General features: G+C 73.4%; 14 protein-coding genes and 1 pseudogene. All 15 read right to left on the bottom strand.

Annotated elements, in window-relative coordinates:
- Positions 1-741 (bottom strand): annotated as a pseudogene (locus AB0G13_RS29270) (hypothetical protein); the annotation flags it as partial.
- Positions 738-1,640: a sulfotransferase domain-containing protein gene (locus AB0G13_RS29265; protein ID WP_357881069.1), complete on the bottom strand. Its 903-nt coding sequence runs from the start codon at positions 1,638-1,640 to the stop codon at positions 738-740. The gene AB0G13_RS29265 and the pseudogene AB0G13_RS29270, both read right to left, overlap by 4 nt.
- A gap of 7 nt (positions 1,641-1,647) precedes the next feature.
- Positions 1,648-3,360 (bottom strand): lipopolysaccharide biosynthesis protein, encoded by a 1,713-nt coding sequence (locus tag AB0G13_RS29260; RefSeq protein WP_357881066.1) that lies wholly within the window; start codon positions 3,358-3,360, stop codon positions 1,648-1,650.
- Entirely contained in the window at positions 3,357-4,646 is a 1,290-nt protein-coding gene (locus AB0G13_RS29255) for an O-antigen ligase family protein (protein WP_357881074.1), read from the bottom strand. The genes AB0G13_RS29260 and AB0G13_RS29255 overlap by 4 nt, the downstream gene beginning before the upstream one ends.
- A 66-nt stretch (positions 4,647-4,712) precedes the next feature.
- On the bottom strand, positions 4,713-6,335 hold the full coding sequence (locus tag AB0G13_RS29250; RefSeq protein ID WP_357881063.1) for a lipopolysaccharide biosynthesis protein: 1,623 nt from the start codon (positions 6,333-6,335) through the stop codon (positions 4,713-4,715).
- Positions 6,328-6,879, bottom strand: a complete 552-nt coding sequence (locus tag AB0G13_RS29245; RefSeq protein ID WP_357881060.1) for an acyltransferase — start codon at positions 6,877-6,879, stop codon at positions 6,328-6,330. The genes AB0G13_RS29250 and AB0G13_RS29245 overlap by 8 nt, the downstream gene beginning before the upstream one ends.
- Positions 6,880-6,973: 94 nt before the next feature.
- Positions 6,974-8,902 (bottom strand): hypothetical protein, encoded by a 1,929-nt coding sequence (locus AB0G13_RS29240; protein WP_357881057.1) that lies wholly within the window; start codon positions 8,900-8,902, stop codon positions 6,974-6,976.
- Positions 8,903-9,123: 221 nt separating this feature from the next.
- A complete protein-coding gene (locus AB0G13_RS29235; RefSeq protein WP_357881054.1) occupies positions 9,124-10,827 on the bottom strand; it encodes a glycosyl hydrolase in 1,704 nt (567 codons plus the stop codon).
- Between the two features lie 153 nt (positions 10,828-10,980).
- Positions 10,981-11,805, bottom strand: a complete 825-nt coding sequence (locus tag AB0G13_RS29230) for a shikimate dehydrogenase (RefSeq protein WP_357881051.1) — start codon at positions 11,803-11,805, stop codon at positions 10,981-10,983.
- A complete protein-coding gene (gene mltG, locus AB0G13_RS29225; protein WP_357881048.1) occupies positions 11,805-13,004 on the bottom strand; it encodes an endolytic transglycosylase MltG in 1,200 nt (399 codons plus the stop codon). The genes AB0G13_RS29230 and mltG overlap by 1 nt, the downstream gene beginning before the upstream one ends.
- A complete protein-coding gene (ruvX, locus tag AB0G13_RS29220) occupies positions 13,001-13,462 on the bottom strand; it encodes a Holliday junction resolvase RuvX (protein WP_357881045.1) in 462 nt (153 codons plus the stop codon). The genes mltG and ruvX overlap by 4 nt, the downstream gene beginning before the upstream one ends.
- Before the next feature lie 72 nt (positions 13,463-13,534).
- Positions 13,535-16,213 carry an alanine--tRNA ligase gene (gene alaS / locus AB0G13_RS29215; protein WP_357881042.1) on the bottom strand — a complete coding sequence of 893 codons (2,679 nt, stop codon included), beginning with the start codon at positions 16,211-16,213 and terminating at the stop codon, positions 13,535-13,537.
- Positions 16,210-16,515: a hypothetical protein gene (locus tag AB0G13_RS29210; RefSeq protein WP_132240143.1), complete on the bottom strand. Its 306-nt coding sequence runs from the start codon at positions 16,513-16,515 to the stop codon at positions 16,210-16,212. Before AB0G13_RS29210 ends, alaS begins: the two co-directional genes overlap by 4 nt.
- Positions 16,516-16,542: 27 nt before the next feature.
- Positions 16,543-17,004, bottom strand: coding sequence for a DUF948 domain-containing protein (locus AB0G13_RS29205; protein WP_357881039.1), 462 nt, complete (start codon positions 17,002-17,004; stop codon positions 16,543-16,545).
- 151 nt (positions 17,005-17,155) lie between these two features.
- Positions 17,156-17,779, bottom strand: coding sequence for a hypothetical protein (locus AB0G13_RS29200; protein ID WP_357881071.1), 624 nt, complete (start codon positions 17,777-17,779; stop codon positions 17,156-17,158).
- Positions 17,780-17,899 lie beyond the last annotated feature (120 nt).

Genomic DNA, 17,899 nt, shown 5'->3' with positions numbered 1-17,899 from the left:
CTGGCCGTGGCCCGCCGGGGCCAGCAGCGCCGCGACGCGCGGCGGTTCGCCGGCCGACACCCCCCGCACGGCCGGCGGCAGCGGCTCGACCAGCGCGACCACCTGCCCGGCAGCCGTCGTCTCGGCGAGCAGCCGGGGCGCCGCCGGGTGGTCGGGCACCCCGGTCACCGTCGGCAGCTCGCGCAGGGCCGCCGCCTCGGCGGTGACCAGCGCTTGGGTGGCCCCGTTCCAGCCGATCTTCGCGTAGCCGAGGGCCCGGCCGTCCGGCGCGAACAGTTGCAGGGTGGGCTTGTGGTTCGGGTCCGGCGGGCGGACCCCGCAGGCCGCGTGGACGGCCGGCTCGCCGAGGGCGGCGCCCAACCGCCCGGCCAGCAGCGCCTCGTCGGCCGCGACCTGATGGGGCAGCGACACCGTCAGCCGGGGGAACGGGGCCAGGTCGACCGCGCCGACGCGCGCCAGCGTGCCGAGCGCGGCCCGCACCGCCCGCACCTTCGGCGGGCGCAGGGCGTTGTACGCCAGCAGCGAGGCGGCCGTGGCCCGGGGCGCGCCGAGCGGCAGCAGGAACCGGGCCCGGGCGAGCGACGGGACGACCGCGTACCGGGCGACGGCGCGGTGCCCGGGCGGCGGCGGGCCGCCGACGGTCAGGACGATCCGCTCGTCGCCGAACACGGCCCGGGTGACCCAGCCCAGCCCGTCGGTCCGGGACCGGGGGTCGGCGGCGACGCTGGTCGGCGCCGTCACGGGGCCCGGTCCGGCCAGTCGAGCTCCAGCCCCAGCCGCTGCCGCAACGCGTCGTTGTACGGGCGGTAGTACTCGGTCAGCTCCGCGCGCACGGCCGGCTCCAGCGGCGCCGAGCGGCGGTCGTTGTAGACCTTGAAGTCGGGCAGGTCGTGCGGGGGCAGGCCGAGGAAGTCCAGCGTCCGGCGGTAGGTCGACCGGGCGTCGCGGTAGAGGTCCTCGCTGGGCAGGAAGAGGATCTGCTCCCGGTCGAACCGCTCCAGCCACGGCTCCAGGTGCTCCAGGTAGCGGCCGCGGGCCCGGTAGGTGTACCAGTCGTACGGCTCGCTGAAGTACTCCGGCTCGGCGATCAGCCGTTCCCGCTCCCCCGCCGTGCGCTCCTGCTCGGCGGCCAGCGCGGCGGCGAAGTCGAGCGGCTCGATGCCGTGCGTGCGCCGCTCCTTCCAGTGCGAGTACGCCCGCTCCACCGGGTCGCGCAGCAGCACGATGAGCCGCACCGACGGCATCAGCGCGGCGACCCGCTGCGCCGCGAGGGGGTGGAACATGTACAGCGGCGCGGCCTCACCGACCCGCACCGGCCCGCCGTGCCGCTTCTCCAGCGTCTCCCGCTGGCGCTCGGTGGGAAAGTGCGACCGGTACCATGCCTCGCCGCGGCGCCAGTGCTCCTCGAAGTAGTGCGAGGACTTGGTGTTCCAGGCCGGGAAGAGCCGGGGCACCAGCGGGTGCTGGATGAGGTAGTTCCACAGCGAGGTGGTGCCGCCCCGCTTGGTGCCGATGATGAGGAAGTCCGGCAGCGGTCGCCGGTCGCTGGTCCGCACCCCGTAGTCGACGAGCGACTCCCGCACCCGCTGTGTCACCTGGGTCGGTACGAGCTGCTTCACCCGGTCTCGGATGGACGGCACGACGACCTCACCTGCCCTTCGATTCCTCCGGGGCGGGCCCGGTGGCGGCCGGGGCCGCCTCCTGCCGCCCACGGACCTGCTCCATGGTCACCCGGACACGGCGCCGCACCCGGGGCAACGTCAACAAGCCGACGCAGCCGGCGGCCAGCACGCCCAGGGCCACGGCCAGGCCGCCGATCCCCCGGCCGCCGGCCAGCACCCCGATCGCCGCCGCGGCCCCGACCCCGGCGACGGTGGCCGCCCCGGCCCGCAGCATCGCCGCGTCGACCAGCGGCTGGCCGAACACGACCCGGGCGCAGCCGACCGCCGTGAGGTTCTCGGTGACGATGCCGAGCGCCCAGGCCAGCGCCGCCCCGGTCGCGCCGTGCGCCGGGATCAGCCACAGGCCGAGGGAGACGGTCACCAGCAGCCCGGCCAGCGTGGCGGCCAGGTGCAGCCCGCTGCGCCCGCCCATCAGCAGCAGGCTCTGCACGTTGCCGACCCCGGTGTTGACCAGCATGGCCAGCGCGAGCACGGTCATCGCGGGAGCGCCGGCGGTGAACTCGGGGCCGAAGAGCTGGAGGAAGGCCAGCCCGAAGACGGCGAGCAGCAGGTAGACCGGCCAGGACAGCACCAGCCCCCACGTGGTCAACTGCCGGTGCACGGCCGCCGCCGCGGCCCGGTCGCCCCGTCCGAGCAGCCGGGACAGCTGCGGCGACACCGCCACCCGCAGCCCCTGCATGGCCAGTTGGCCGGCGAGGATGTAGCGCCCCACGGCGCCGAACACACCCGCGTCGGCCGGCCCGGCGAGCACCGACGTGAGCAGCACGCCCACCCACATGTTGCCGGCGTCGATGGCGGCCGACGCGGCGCGGGGCAGCGCGAAGCGCCAGAACGCCGGCCAGTCGCCCGGCCCGGGCCGCAGCGCCGCGCCGCGGCCGACGCCGAGCGGGCCGGCCACCAGCGTCAGGCAGGCCAGCAGGGCGAGCGCCGCCGGCACCAGCCAGCCGGTCATGCCCGCCAGCAGGCCGCCGCCGGCCAGGGCCGCCGCGCCGACCAGCACGGGCCGGGCCACCGGCAGCAGGAAGAACTGCACCCCGACGTACGCCCGGATCGGGCGCACGCAGCGCAGCGCGGCGAGCAGCAGCGTCATCGCCACCACCACCGGCACCGCGGCGAAGCTGGCCGTCAGCAGGGCCGCGCCGTCGACGCCGGAGCCGCCGAGCAGGCGCGGGGCGAGCGCGTCGGCGGCGAGCACCCCGCCCACGGCGACGGCGACCGCGACCAGCAGCGGCGGGAGCAGCGCCACCGGGAGCACCCGGGCGGCTTCGCCCCGGGCGCCGAGGCGCCGGCGGGGCAGCGCCCACATCAGCCCGGTCTCCGCGCCGAGGGTGCACACGGCGGTGGCGACGGTGACCACCCCGATCGCGGCGAAGAACGCCCCGGAGCCGACCGTGCCGTAGCCGCGGGTGATGACGACCGCGAGCAGGAAGCCGAAGAGTCCGCTGGTGGCCGCGCCGATCAGCCCGGCGACGCCGCTGCGGACGCTGCGCCGGGTCTCCGTGTCGTCGCCGGACGCCCCGGCGGGCCCACCGGGGGCGGCGCCGGCCGGCGACCCGCCCGGGGTCGCCCCGGCAGGCGCGCCGGCCCGGGTCGACCCGTCCGGCTGCGGGGCCGGGACCGACCCGTCCGGGGCGGAGGACGGGTGGGGGCCGGACGGCGGGCGGGTGGCGGCGGTCATGCGGGCACCGCTTCCGGACGGAGGGGACGCAGGCGGGGCAGGTGTGCCGACGCCTCCCGCTCGGTGAGCGCCATCGCGAAGGCGACCGCGAAGAAGGCGACCGCGAGATTCTGGTTGGCCATGCCGTAGAAGGGGATCTGCACCAGGCAGACCACCGGCACCACGGCCAGCCACTGCCCGGCGGCGGACCTGGCCCGGGCACAGATCAGCGCGGCGACCACGAACCAGGCGAGGAAGCACAGCAGCGCCGGGGCGCCGTGGCTGAACAGCACCATCCACAGCTGCCCCTGGGTGCCGATCGGCGCCTCGGCGCTGACGGTGTCGACGTTCACCGGGGCGCCGTAGCCGAGCCAGGGCGACTCCCGTACCCGCCGGATCACCTCCACGTAGAGGGAGAGCCGGTCGGTGTTGGTGTCGCTGGACTCGACCCGGTTGCCGATCAGCTCGGTCACCGGGATGAACAGGGTGGTGAGACCGCCGATGACCACCACACCGACGATCGACGCGGCCACCCGGACGTTGCCGCGCAGGGCGGCCCGGACGCCGAGCACCGCCAGCCCGGTGCCGAGGCTGAGGAACATCGCCCGGTTGAGCGTGAGGAAGGCCGGGGCCAACGACAGCGGCAGCGACGCCAGCAGCGCCCAGCGCAGCACGCCGCGCCGGCGCAGCATGGTGAAGGCCACCACGCAGGGCAGCGTCATCGCGTACGCGCTGCCGTAGTTGTTGGTGTACGCGAACGGCGCGGCCGGCCGGTAGATGGGGTTCAACGACCGGGCGCTGTACTCGGCGGTGGTGAGGTGGACCATGTCCTGGATGAACGGGGTGTTGGCCACCCCGCCCGGAAGCAGCACCTCCACCGGGGTGGTCAGCGCGAACCGGGGTGCCAGCACGCCCAGCCAGCCCAGCGCGACCAGCCCGAACCAGAAGGCGCAGAGCGGAACGAGGACCGCGACCTGGTCGGGACGTTCCCGGGCGACCGCGTAGACGTAGACGCCGACCACGAGCGCGGTGAGGTAGAAGGCGAGCCGCAGGCCGAACGTCAGCACCGAGGCCGGCGTCTGGAGCTGGGTGGCGCTGACCACCACGACGGCCAGGAAGAGCAGCCAGATCCCGGCGGCCGGGGGCAGCGGCACCCGCCCCCGGATGACCAGCAGCGCGAACAGCAGCGCCCCGAGCAGGGGCCACCCGAGGTAGAACGCGCCGGTCAGCCACCAGACGGGCACCATGCCGAACATCAACGCCAGCGGCCAGAGCGGCAACCGCGGCGGGGGCGGCGGCTGCGGCAGCGACGCGGCGCCGCCCGGGCCGCCGGCCGGCTCCGTCGCCGCCGGCGCGCGGGTGACCGGCACGGATCAGCCCCGGCCGCTGTTGGTCAACACGAAGCCGAGCGGGGTGACCCCGGCGGCGCGCAGCCGCTCCACGAGCCGGCGCAGGTCGCCCTGCCGGGTGCGGTCCTGTTCGACCACCACGACCGCCGTGCCCTGCCGGGCGACGGCGACCCCGCGCTCGTCGGACTCGGCCGGCGGGGCGTTGAACAGCACCAGGCTGTGGTCGGCGCCCTGCCGCCAGGTGCCGAACCGGACGCTGCCCGCGCCCACGGTCACCGGGTCGGTGCTCGTCACCTTGCCGCCTTCGGAGGTCGCCGTCGAGGTGACCCGGGGCAGGGTCAGCGTGGCGTCCGGGTCGGTGGACGGGCGGGCGCCGATCGGGTGCGGCGACGGGCGTCGCGCCGCGGCCGGCTCCGACGTGCCGCCGCTCTTGCCGTCCGTCGTCGAGCCGGCCGGCCGGGGCTTCGGGACGACCGGGCGGGACGGGTCCGCCGCGGCGGGCAGCCGCTCCCGGTCGGCGAGCACGATGGTGCGCAGCCGGTCGGCGCGCCCGCTGTCGTCGGCGACGAAGACCTCCCGGCCGACGGCCGCCAGCGCCACCGCCAGCCCGGCGGTGATGGCGGTGGGGTCCTCCTCCCGGGCGGTCAGCAGCGACACCCGTGCGGGTTGTCGCACCCGCTCGGCGATGGCCATCGCCACGTACCGGATGTCGGCGTCGGCCGCCTCCTTGCCGCCGCGCCACCCGCGACTGCGGACCGTGCCGAGCAGCGCCAGCCCGGTGGCGTCCCGGCCGTCGTCGACCGACCGGATCCGCCGGTCCATCGACTCCCACGCGTACGCCAGCACCACGCCGAGCAGCGTCCCGCCGAGCAGGCCGGCGAGCAGGTAGAGCGGGCGGTTGCCGGCGGACGAGGCCAGGGCCCGCTCGGCGGACTGGGTGACCCAGCCGGGGTTGACGTCGACCGCGGCGATCTCGGTCCGCGCGGCGTTGAGCTGGGTGAGCTGGTTGTTGATGCCGGTGAGCTCGGTCACCGCGGCGTCGACGGTGCCCTCCCGCGCGTTGTTGACCCGCTTCTGGAGGGCGGCCTGCTGGGCGGCGACCTTGGCGATGCTCTCGTCGTACGAGCGCAGCATCTCCTCGCGTTGCTTCTCGTACATCGTCCGCCGCACGTCGAGGTAGGCCTGGGCGGCGAGGTTGACGCCCTCGACGGCCTGCTCGGCGGTGGGGGCCTGGTAGACGAAGCGCAGGATCTGCCCGCCGGTGGGCACCTCGACCTCGAGGGCGTCGCGCACCTCGCGCGGGTCGAGCCCGCCCGAGTCGGCCAACCGCTGCACCACGTCGGTGCCCGTGGCGATGCCGCTCTCCACGTTCATGTTCACCGCCCGGTCGGCGGCGGCGCCGCTGGGCGTGAACGCGTCGGTGACGACGGGACGCACCGCCACGACCGCGCTGGCGGTCACGGCGGCGGGGACGAGCACGACGTAGCCGAGCGCGGCGAGCAGGCCGACGGCGGCGACGGCCCCGACCAGCCGGATCCGGTGCAGCGGTACGCGGAGCAGGTCGGTCAGCGTGACGGTGCGGCCCGGTGTGCCGCCACCACCGGCGGGGACGTCCGTGGGCCAGGCACCGGGGGAAGCGTCAGTCATGGAACTTCTTCACCGTCTGTTGTGGATTTCCGGCGACCACGACCCGCGGCGGCACGTCGGTACGGACCACCGTGGCGGCGCCCACGACACTGTCCCGGCCGATCCGCACGCCCTTCATCACCAGGGCGTGCGCCCCGATCCACACGTTGTCCTCGATCGTGATCGGGGCGCGGGTGGCCGGGACGGGCGGGTCGTGCCGCTGCTCGGGCGGCAGGTTGTGGAAGTCGTTGTCCAGCAGCTCGCAGTCCGAGAGCAGGCACCGGTCGCCGATGGTGACCGACGTCCAGGTGCCGATCCAGGTGGCGTTCAGCAGGCAGTCGGCGCCGACCCGCACCTCGCCGGGGCCGGCGAAGCGGACCAGCTTGTTGATCCGCGTGCGGTCTCCGATGCTCACCCGCACGCCCCGGCGCAGCCGGATCCGGCCGCGGATCTCCACGCCCCGGCCCAGCGTCAGCCGGGGGTAGCGCAGCGAGTACCAGCCGCGCTTGACCGCGAAGACGACCCGCACCGCGAGCCCCCTGCGGTTGCCACCCGCGCCGACCAACGACCCTCCCCACGTCGTGCGGGCCGGCGACGGCTGATCCGTCGCCGGCCCAACGTGAACAATCTACCGATGTTCCGTTACGAACAGTCGACCGTCACTGCACGGAGAAGAAGGTCGACGGCGTTGACCACGTCACGCCGGCGGCCGCCGGGACCACCGTCGCCGCCGTTCCGTCGACCGCCGGGGCGGCCGTCGGGTCGAACGGCACGCTGCGCAGCGTGCCGTCGGTGGCACCGTACACGACCCGACCGCCGACCCAGGCCATGCCCCGCACGGCCGACCAGGTCACCCCGGTGGTCGGCAGGGTGAACTCGGTCGCGCCGAGGTAGTTGCCGTCGATCTCGAAGTAGCGGTAGTAGAGGCCGTTGGCGCCCGACCGGGTGTAGTAGAGGCGGCCGTCGAGGTAGAAGGCGCCGGTCATCGCCGCGGGGTTGAACCAGTCGTTGTAGCCGGACGCCTCCCACGGCGCGCCGATCGCGCCGCCGTTGAACAGCGAGATGTCGATCCGGCTGCCGGTGGGGGTGCCGGCGACGGTGTGCGACCAGTAGATCCGGTCGGCCACCCGCCAGGTCGCGCCGGCCGCCGTGTAGTTGGGCTGGCTGACCGTGGTCGGGGTGCCCAGGCTGGTGCCGTCGAACGGCACCTTGGCCAGCTCGCCCGCGCCGGTGCCGACGTAGAGGTTGCCGGTGGTCGCGGTCGGCGCGTTCTTCGGGGTGATGGTGCGCCCGCCGGTGAGCGGGAACATGCCGAGCCGGCCGTGGTACTCGTTGCCCATCCCGTCGGAGTTGTGGCCGAAGTAGAGGCCGTCGCTGCCGCGCCACAGCACCGGCACCGAGGAGCCCCAGTTGCTGGTGCCGGCCGGCATCGAGGCGCTGCCGCTGCGGCGCGGGTTCCAGTTGACCGGCATGCCGGTGGCCGGGGTGACCGCGGCGATGCCGAGCCGGTCGATCGCGCCGTTGCCGGCGGTGTCGCTGGCGTTCGGGTTGTTCAGCCAGCGGAAGTGCCCGCCGAGGTAGATGACGTTGTCGGCGACCTCGACGGAGGTGATGGTGTCGTTGCCGGTGTAGTCGACCCAGGTGCCGAGCTGTCCGGCGCCCCGGGCCGTGGTCTCGAAGCGCACCAGCGCGTCGCAGTACGCGGCCGGCCAGCCGGCGCCGCCGTTGGTGCCGACGACGAACCAGCTGCCGTCGCCGCCGAACTTGACGTCCTGCACGTAGTGCACGAAGGTCGTCGGCGCCGCGCACGGCGGGACGAACTTCTCCGTGCTCCAGTCCAGCACCGTCGGGGTGCCCGAGAGGTCGACCAGCGCCATCTGGTTGCGCGGCAGGTCGTTGAGGAACATGAAGTTGCCGCCGACGGCCAGGGTGTCGCCGTCCGGGGAGACGTCGAGCGTCCACACGTACGAGGTGGTCTCGTGACGCCCGACGGTGGCGTTGACGTTGAAGGTCGGGTCGATCGCGCCGGTCGTGGCGTTGAGCCGGCCGAGGCCGGCGTGCGCGGTGCCGTTGAGCCAGTTGAACGCCCCGGCCACGTACAGCCAGTTGCCGTGCAGCGCCAGGTCACGCACGGTGCCGCCGTCGGAGCGGCCGACCCAGCTGTCGACGATCGCGCCGGTGGCGGGGTTGAGCGCCACCAGGTTCTTGCGGGAGACGCCGTTGACGGTCTTGAAGGTGCCGCCGACGATCAGCGTGCCGCCGGGCCCGGCGACCAGGGTGTTGACCGCGCCGTCCAGCACCGGCAGGAAGGTGGTCGAGATCGTGCCGGTGGCCCGGTCGTACGCGAAGAGGTAACGCTGGGTGGTCCACGCCGCGCTGGCGGTCTGCCGGATCTGGGTGAAGCTGCCGCCGACGTACACAGTGGAACCGACCTGCGCGAAGGCGCGGGTCTCGCCGTCCCTGGCGTGCGGTGTGGCGTCGGCCGGGTTGGCCGAGACCAGGGTCGCCGGTTCGGGAGCCGGCACCACGGCGGCGGAGGTCCCGGTCGGGACGGCCAGCACGGCGGCGGCGGTCACGAGTGCGACCACCCCCGCCCGGGTGCGGAGTCCGGCGGATCGCCGAGAGAGCGGGATGTCGGGCACGCTACGCCTCCATGTCGGGAGAGAACCCGCGTAGCGTGCCTTGTCGACCCCGGGTGGCGATATCCACCGATTGGGCGGTCACTGCATCAGCAACATGACACCGCACACATAGAGTCGGATGTCCGACTCGCCCGTATCACGATGCGTCAAACTGTGAACGCGCGGCGTCAGCGGGCGCCTCCGGTGGGCTGCCGCAGGTAGCTGTCGCGTCCGGCGCGGGCGAACCCCGCCACCGACGAGGCGTCGTGGTTCATGGTCATGTCACAGGTGCTCGACCGGCGGGTCATCCCCGGCGAGTTGAAGTAGATCGCCGCCTTGATCTTCGGGTGCGCCTTCAGCGCCGCCGGGAACTCCTCGAACCAGCGCCGCTTCGCGTCCGGGTCGGCCACGTCGAAGTTGGTGCCGAACTCCGCGAGCATCCGTGGCTTGCCGACCCCGACGCGGTGCTCGTCCAGCCACCGGTAGAAGCCGCCGATGGTGGTGGCCGGGCTCTTCCAGACCTTGCTGCCGTTGCAGACGTGGAAGTTGTACGGGTCGTAGCCCACCCAGTCGACGTACCGGTCGCCGGGGTAGAGGGCGGCGTAGCGGTCGTAGTGCCCCGACCAGCCCATCATCGTCCAGACCCAGACCGCGTTGTCGGCGCCCGCCGCCGCGAACCGGTCGTGCACGTGCCGCCAGGCGCGGACGAAGTCGGCGTCGCTGCCCTTGGCCGGCTCGTCCTCCGGCTCGTGGTCGAAGCCCATGAACACCGGCACGCCGGTGTCGCGGATCCGGCCGGCGACCGCGTCGATGGTGGCGTCGTACCGGCCGCTGTAGACGTCCTGCCAGGTCAGCACCGTGCCGGAGGAGAAGATCCGCGACTCCCAGGCGAAGAACATCAGCCGCCCCTCGCGCATCTGCTGCCGCTGGTACGCGTCGGGGAAGGCGCCGTTGCTGCCGGCGTTGGAGAAGTCGTGGTAGCGGTGCACGATGTCGAACTTCCGCCCGACCTGCGCCTCCACCTCCGCGACCGCGGCGCCGTGGTCCCAGCCGTCGCCGGCGCTGGACGGGGAGTACATCCCCCACCAGGCACCGCAGGAGGGCACCAGCCTGCTCGACACCGCGCCGCACCGCTCGGCTCCCCCGGACGAGGCGCTCGCCGTCGGGCTCGGGGTGGCGCGGGTGGGGCTGGTGCTGGGCGTCGGCCTCGGCGTGGGGCTCGGCGCGACCGTCCGGCTCGGCGACGGCGCGGCGCTGGTCACCACCGGCGTGGGCCGGGTGCCGACGGCGTAGCGGATCTCCAGGCGCGGGCGCAGGTCGGGGTTGCGGTTCTCCGTCGACGCCCAGTAGATCCTGCTCTCCAGGCCCGTCTGCGCCAGCGAGACCGTCCAGGTGCCGTTGCTCTTCACCAGGGCCGAGACGTCCCACTCGTTGAAGCCCCGCGCCACGCCGGAGACGGTGTCCAGGACCGCCCCGGGCAGCGCCGGCGTCGGCCGTGCCGCGCTGGCGTCCACCGAGGAGGCGTGCGCGGTCACCGTCGCCGGGAACTCCTGCCACGCGTGCACCCGCAGCGTGGCCCGCACGTTGACCGCCGTCGCCGGCAGGGTGGTCACGGCGAACTGGACGACCGCCTCCCGGCCGCCCCGGGGGTTGCCGTCGCAGCGGACCGCGCAGGTCGCCAGCGTCGTCTTCGCCGCGTTGTCCCCGTCCTGCGACACCATGGTCGCCGTGGTGTCCGCGGTCGCCCGGATCGACAGGTCGTCGGCGGCCAGCAGCGGCATCGTGGTGGCCACGATGCCGGCCACCACCGTGGCGCCGGCGATGCCGAGGACGAGGGCCTTGCGCCGTGGGCCGGGATGCCGGGGGATGCGGTGCAGTCCGTGCCTGCTCAAGGAGTACTCCCTGTGTGTCGGACGGTGACGGTCAGCAGCGTAACCACGGCCACGGCGTGACGTGGGGACGACAGCCGGACCTAAGCGCGTCTTAACCGTCGCCTAAGGATGCCCCGGACGACCACAGGGGACACTCCCGCCCCGAGCCGGGGGTCAGCCGGCGCGGGCGGCGGCCAGCGCGGCGGCCATCGCCGCCCGGGGCGCGGCGACGCCCGTGAAGTGCTCGAACTGGCCCACCGCCTGGGCCAGGAGCAGGTCGATCCCGGAGACGATCCGGCAGCCGGCGGCCTCGGCCGAGGCGGCCAGCGGCGTCGGCCACGGATCGTAGAGCGCGTCGAAGAGCACCGAGCCCGCTCGCCAGGCGGCCGTGGCCGCGAGCGGGTCCGCGACCCCCTTCGGCACCGTCGCGATCACCACGTCGGCGTCGAGGCGCCTCGCGGCGTCGTCCCAGGCCGCCGCCCGCATCTCCACGCCGACCGCGCGGGCCACCGGGCGCAGTTCCTCGACCGCCGCCGGGCGGCGGGCCACCACGGTCACCGCGTCGGCGCCGAGCCGCCCCGCCGCCGCCACCGCCGCGCGGGCCGTGCCACCCGCGCCCAGCACGGTCACCGTCGCGCCGGGGCGCACCCCGGCGTCGGTGAGCACCTCGACCATGCCGACCACGTCGGTGTTGTCGGCGTACCAGGAGCCGTCCGAACGGCGTACCAGCGTGTTGGCAGCGCCGACGGCGGCGGCGACCGGCGAGACCTCGGCGGCCACCGCGAGCGCCGCCTCCTTGCCCGGCATGGTCACCGACAGCCCGGCCCACTCCGGGCCCAGGCCGGCGACCACGGCCGGCAGCTCCGCGGCAGCGCACTCGATCCGGGTGTACGACCACCCGGTGAGGCCGGCCGCCGCGTAGCCGGCGTGGTGGATCACCGGGGAGAGGGAGTGCGCGATCGGCTTGCCGAGCACCCCCGCCCGCCGTGCGGCCGTCATCAGATGACGCCGTTCTCCCGGGCCTTCGCCTCGTTGCGGAGCTGCTCGTCGTAGGTCTCGGCGAACTCCGTGGTCCCCTTCTTGTCGACCGCCACGAACCAGAGCCACTTCCCCATGGGCGGGTCCATCGCTCCCGCCATGGCGTCCTTGCCCGGGTTGTTGATCGGAGTGGGGATCATCCCCCGCAGCTTGCGGCTGTACGGGTTCTTCGTGTCGAGAAGCTCTTCCTTGGTCATATCGGCGGAGGTCTTGGTCTTCTGGCCGGTCAGCTCCAGGTAGTAGTTGACCGTGACGTCCATCTCCAGGCAGTTGCACGGGAACTCGCCGTAGGCCCGGTTGTAGGCGACCCGGGCGACCTTGCCCAGGTCCTCCTTGCGGCCGGCCTCGGCCTGCGCCAGCGACGCCACGATCAGCGCCTCGTACGGGCTGATCTTGCGCTCCTTCTGCACCCGGTCGGCGAACTCCATCTCCTGGGCCACGCTGAGGAAGTTCTCGACCATCTGCTCGATGATCGTCTCGGCGGTCGCCTTCGGCGGGATCTCGTAGGTGTCCGGGTAGAGGAAGCCCTCGATCGACGGCTTGACCTTCTTGTTGTCGGTGCGCTTGAACCACCAGTCCGGCACGCCCCGCGCGATCGGGTCCTTCGCCGCCGCCTCGAAGTCCTTCACCGGAATCTTGGTCTTCTCGGACAGCAGCTTGTAGATGTTCTTCGCCGTCCGGCCCTCCGGGATGGTGATCCCGTTGACGATCCGGTTCTTCAGATCGAGCATCGCGGTGACGGCGCTCTCGCCGCTCATCTGCTTGCGCAGCTTGTAGGTGCCCGGCTGGATGTTCTTGCTGCGGGCGTTCGCCTCGGCGGCCTCGATGAAGGCCTTGGCGCTCTTCACCACGTCGGCGGCGACCAGCGCGTTGGCCATGTCGGCGATCAGCGCGCCCTGCTTGATCTCGACCGTCACCTCGCCGGTGCCCGCGCCGTCGTAGTCGGGGGTCACGAAGTAGCTCTGGACGCGGTCGAAGCCGTAGAAGGCGCCGCCGCCGATCGTGCCCAGCAGAACAAAGGCGAGCAGCAGGGCCAGGACCGTCTTGCCCCGTCCGCCACCGCCGGAGCCGCCCTTGCGCTTGCGCACCGCGCCGCGCCGGTGCTTGCCCTTCTCCCCCCGGTCCTGCTCGTCGAACCCGAGGTCAAGATCGTCCATCATCGCGTCCGCCTCCGCTGCGCGTCCAGCCAGCTCTGCAGAATCTCCACCGCGGCAGCCTGGTCGACCACCGCCCGTTGCCGTTTTCCTCGGACACCACGCTCGGCAAGCCTACGAGACGCCACGACCGTGGACATCCTCTCGTCGGTGAGCGCCACCGGAACGGGGGCTATTACATCGGCCAGTCGGTCAGCGTACGCCTTCACGTGTACGGCGGCCGGACCGTGCTTGCCGGCGAGATTGACCGGAAGGCCCACGACGACCTCCACCGCCTCGTGCTCGGCCACCAGCGCCCTGAGCGCGACGATGTCGGCCGGCACCGCGTCCGCAGCCGCGGTGAGGTCGCGGGGAAGGGTCACGAGCGGGGTGGCCAGCACGCCGTGCGGGTCCGAGCGGGAGACCCCCACCCGGACCTGCCCGACGTCCACCCCGAGCCGGACACCACGGGACAACTCACTCACGGCCGGTGACTCCCCGGAAACGGCGGGCCAGGGCGGACCGCGCGGGTCCGCCCTGGCCGCTACACACAAGCCTCACGCCTCGGCGATCGCCTTCTCGACCGTGCGGAGCAGGTTCGGCGCCTCCGCGGCGGGCAGGCCGCCGCCCTGGGCCAGGTCGGGGCTGCCCCCGCCGCGCCCGGAGAAGGCCGCCTTGACCAGGGCTGACGCGGCCAGGCCCCGGCTGCGCGCGGCCGGGTTCACCGCGACGACCAGCGACGCCTTGCCTCCTGCCCGGGCCGCCACCGCGACGACCGCCGGCCGCGCCGGGTCGATCCTGCCCCGGATCTCCTGGGCGAGCGTCCGCACGTCGTTGCCGGCCGCGCCCTCCGGCGCCTCGGTGCCCACGTACGCGACACCGTGCACGTCCTTCGCCTGCGCCGCGAGCGCCGCCGCACCGCCGAGCACCAGCTGGGCCCGCAGCTTCTCCAGCTCCTTCTCGGCGTCGCGCAGCTGCGTCACGGTCTGCTCGACCCGGTCGGCGACCTGGTCGTTGGGCACCCGGTACAGCTCGGCGAGGCGGGACACCAGCAGGTGCTCCCGGGCCAGGAAGTTGAAGGCGTCCATGCCGACCAGGGCCTCGACCCGGCGCACCCCGGAGCCGATCGACGACTCGGAGAGGATCTTCACCAGGCCGAGCTGGCCCGAGCGGGCCACGTGCGTGCCGCCGCACAGCTCCCGCGCGTAGTCGCCGACCTCGACGACCCGCACCTCCTCGCCGTACTTCTCGCCGAACAGCGCCATCGCGCCGATCCGCCGCGCCTCCTCCAGCGAGGTGATGAAGGCGTGCACCTCCAGGTCGGCCAGGAGCACCTCGTTGACCTGCTGCTCGACGTCGCGCAGCACGCTCGGCGCCACCCCGGTCGGGGTGTTGAAGTCGAAGCGCAGCCGGCCCGGGGCGTTCAGCGAACCGGCCTGGGTGGCGGACTCGCCGAGGAAGTTGCGCATCGTCTGGTGCACCAGGTGCGTCGCGGTGTGCGACCGGGAGATGGCCCGCCGGCGGGTGGTGTCGATCTCGGCGTAGCCGGTCTCCCCCGCCCGCACCTCGCCCCGGACCACCCGGGCGCGGTGCACGATCAGGCCGGGCACCGGCTGCTGCACGTCGAGCACCTCGACCTGGCCGCCGCCCACCGTGATCATGCCGAGGTCGGGCTGCTGCCCGCCGCCCTCGGCGTAGAACGGGGTGGCGTCGAGCACCAGCTCGATCGTGTCGCCCTCGACCGCCGCCTGGCGGGGGCCGTCAACGCCGAGCACCGCCCGCACCGTGGACTCCCGGGACACCTCGCCGTAGCCCGTGAACCGCACCGGGCCGCCCGAGTCGAGCACCGACCGGTACGCCGACAGGTCGGTGTGCCCGGTCTTGCGCGCCTGCGCGTCGGCCTTGGCGCGGGCCCGCTGGTCGGCCATCAGCCGGCGGAAGCCCTCCGCGTCGACCGCCAGGCCCTGCTCGGCCGCGATCTCCAGGGTCAGGTCGATCGGAAAGCCGTACGTGTCGTGCAGCTGGAACGCCTTCTCACCCGACAGCGCCGGCTTGCCTGCGGTACGGGTCTCGGCGATCGCCGTGTCCAGGATCGTGGTGCCGGCGCGCAGGGTGGACAGGAAGGCGTCCTCCTCCGCGTACGCGTAGTCGGCGATCCGGTCGAAGTCGGCGGCCAGCTCCGGGTACGACGGGGACATGCAGTCCCGGGCCACCGGCAGCAGCTCGGGCAGTGCCCGCTCCTGCCAGCCCAGCAGCCGCACCGACCGGATCGCCCGGCGCATGATGCGGCGCAGCACGTAGCCGCGCCCCTCGTTGCTCGGGGTGACCCCGTCGCCGATCAGCATCAGCGCGGTGCGCACGTGGTCGGCGATCACCCGCAGCCGGACGTCGTCGGGGTGCGACTCGCTGGCGACGTGACCGGAGTGGGCGCCGTAGCGCTTGCCGGTCAGCTCGGCCGCCTTGTCGAGGATCGGCCGGACCTCGTCGATCTCGTAGAGGTTGTCGACGCCCTGGAGGATGGAGGCCATCCGCTCCAGGCCCATACCGGTGTCGATGTTCTTCGCCGGCAGGTCACCGAGGATCGGGTAGTCCTCCTTGCCGGTGCCCGGACCGCGCTCGAACTGCATGAAGACGAGGTTCCAGAACTCCATGTAGCGGTCCTCGTCGACCGCCGGGCCGCCCTCGCGGCCGTACTCCGGACCACGGTCGTAGAACAGCTCGGAGCACGGGCCGCACGGGCCGGGGATGCCCATCGACCAGAAGTTGTCCGCCTTGCCCCGGCGTACGATCCGCTCGGTCGGCACCCCGACCGAGCGCCAGATCTCGAACGCCTCGTCGTCGTCGAGGTAGACGGTGGGCCAGATCCGCTCCGGGTCGAGGCCGAAGCCGCCCTGCTCCTGGGACTTGGTGACCAGGTCCCAGGCGAGCGGGATCGCCCCGTCCTTGAAGTAGTCACCGAAGGAGAAGTTGCCGTTCATCTGGAAGAACGTGCCGTGCCGGCTGGTCTTGCCGACCTCGTCGATGTCGGGCGTACGGATGCACTTCTGCACGCTGACCGCCCGCCGGTACGGCGGGGTCTGCTGCCCCAGGAAGTAGGGGACGAACTGCACCATGCCGGCGTTGACGAACAGCAGGTTCGGGTCGCTGATGGCGGGCAGCGGAGCGGACGGCACCACGGTGTGGCCGTTCGCCTCGAAGTGGGCGAGGTACCGCCGCTTGATCTCCGCCGTCTTCATCGCTGGTGTTCCTCCGGAAAGATCTCTCGGTCGCCGATGCGCGGGTCCTCCCGCAGCTCGGCGAACTGGTCGTCGAACGCCTCGCCCTGGGCGAACGCCTCGTGGATCTCCTGCTCGCGCTCGGCCATCGCGATCCGGACGTCCTCCACGAAGCTACGCAGCGACTCCGCCAGCCCGCCAGCGGATTCGGTCACCGTGCTGGCGATGCCGGCCGGGGTGTACGCCTGTGCGGTGCGGGTGGCCTTGCGGACCACCACCACGCCGACGGCCAGCCCGATGCCGAGCCAGAACAACCGCCTCATCTCCGAGCTCCTCCTGGTCGTGCCGGGTCAGCGGTTGCCGCGCTTGGCGGCCCGCCGCTGCTGCTTGATGGTGTCGCGCACCTCACGCTCGGTCTCGGCGTGCCGCCGGGCGGAGGCGGCCCTGCGGACGCCGTAGCCGAAGGCGGCCACCTTGACCAGGGGGTTGGCGGCGGCGGCGGAGACGACGGTCGCCAGGTTCGCCACGTTGGCGGTGACGTTCTGCGCGTGACTGGTCATGGTGTCGACCTTGGCGAGCTGGAGGTTGACCCCGTCCAGGGAGGTCTGCACCTGTTCCAGGGCGGTGTTGACGTTCTTCACCGTGGTGTTCACGTCACCGAGCAGCGGCGCGGTCCGGTCGTTGAGGTCGTTGATCATCCGGGTGGTGGCGTCCACGGTGTGCCGCAGCCGCAGGATGGGCAGCGTCAGGATCAACACCAGCATCGCGAACGCGATCGCCGCGATCAGCGCCGCGACCTCGAAAAAGCCCACGCCTGTCCTCCTCAAGCAGAGTTCCGGGAACCCGACGTCCCCGCAACGCGCGACCGTCCTACCCACACCGCCGCTCGGCGACCCGCGAGGGGCCGGACGGGAGCTGGCGGTCCGCCAGCCCCAGACCCTACCGTCCGTGATGGAAACCGGCTCAGGACGGTGAGGGTGTCGGTGTCGCGAGCGGATCCTCGGTGAGCGTCGGGAACGGATCCTCGCCGGTGAGTGACGGGTCGGTGCTGGGCTGGGGCCGGGTCCGCTCGTCGTCGATCGCGTTGCGGACCTTCACCGACACCAACGAGCCGGAGCACTCCTGAGCAGCGGTCGCCGGGTCGGGAGACGGCACGATCGCCGGCTCCCCGTCCACCGGCGGCGGCACGCAGGCGGGCTCGCGCACCCACAGGTCGAGGGTCAGCTCGTCCCGGCGCCAGCACGTGTAGCTCCCCTTCGCCGGTTGCTCGGGGCAGCGGCTCACCTTCCACGGCCGCCAACCGTCGTCGGTCAGCGCCCGCTCGTAGACCCGTGCCGTCTCCTCGGGCGGCCGCTCGGACGTGACCGTGCGTTCGCGGAGCCGGCAGTCGAGCAGGCACCACCGGCTGCCGCTGACGTCGTCGACGGTCTGCACCGCCGCCCAGCCCGGCACGTCCAGCTCGTCGAGGGTGTCGAAGACCGGATCGCGGCTGAGCGTACGGATGCCGAAGTAGAGCGGGATCGCGCCGAGCAGCAGCACGCTGACCAGGGCGAGGATGCCCATCCGTAGCCGCCGCCGCTCACGCATCTGGCGGCGCAGCTCGGAGCGTGCGCCGCGCAGCCCGCCCGGGCCGGCCGCGTCGTCGTCCGGCGACTCCGGCTCCGCGGGCCGGCGCTGCGCCGGTCCGTCGTCCGGCTCGGCGGGCGG

It is taken from the genome of Micromonospora sp. NPDC023633 (assembly GCF_040640035.1).
GTDB lineage: Bacteria > Actinomycetota > Actinomycetes > Mycobacteriales > Micromonosporaceae > Micromonospora.
Note: the sequence above shows the minus strand (reverse complement) of the source record. Positions and strands in the feature narration are given on the sequence as shown.

Coding starts and splice junctions, on each gene's coding strand:
- AB0G13_RS29260 (WP_357881066.1), bottom strand. CDS start 3,360: ATGACCGCCGCCACCCGCCCGCCGTCCGGCCCCCACCCGTCCTCCGCC.
- AB0G13_RS29250 (WP_357881063.1), bottom strand. CDS start 6,335: ATGACTGACGCTTCCCCCGGTGCCTGGCCCACGGACGTCCCCGCCGGT.
- AB0G13_RS29230 (WP_357881051.1), bottom strand. CDS start 11,805: ATGACGGCCGCACGGCGGGCGGGGGTGCTCGGCAAGCCGATCGCGCAC.
- mltG (WP_357881048.1), bottom strand. CDS start 13,004: ATGATGGACGATCTTGACCTCGGGTTCGACGAGCAGGACCGGGGGGAG.
- alaS (WP_357881042.1), bottom strand. CDS start 16,213: ATGAAGACGGCGGAGATCAAGCGGCGGTACCTCGCCCACTTCGAGGCG.
- AB0G13_RS29210 (WP_132240143.1), bottom strand. CDS start 16,515: ATGAGGCGGTTGTTCTGGCTCGGCATCGGGCTGGCCGTCGGCGTGGTG.
- AB0G13_RS29200 (WP_357881071.1), bottom strand. CDS start 17,779: ATGCGTGAGCGGCGGCGGCTACGGATGGGCATCCTCGCCCTGGTCAGC.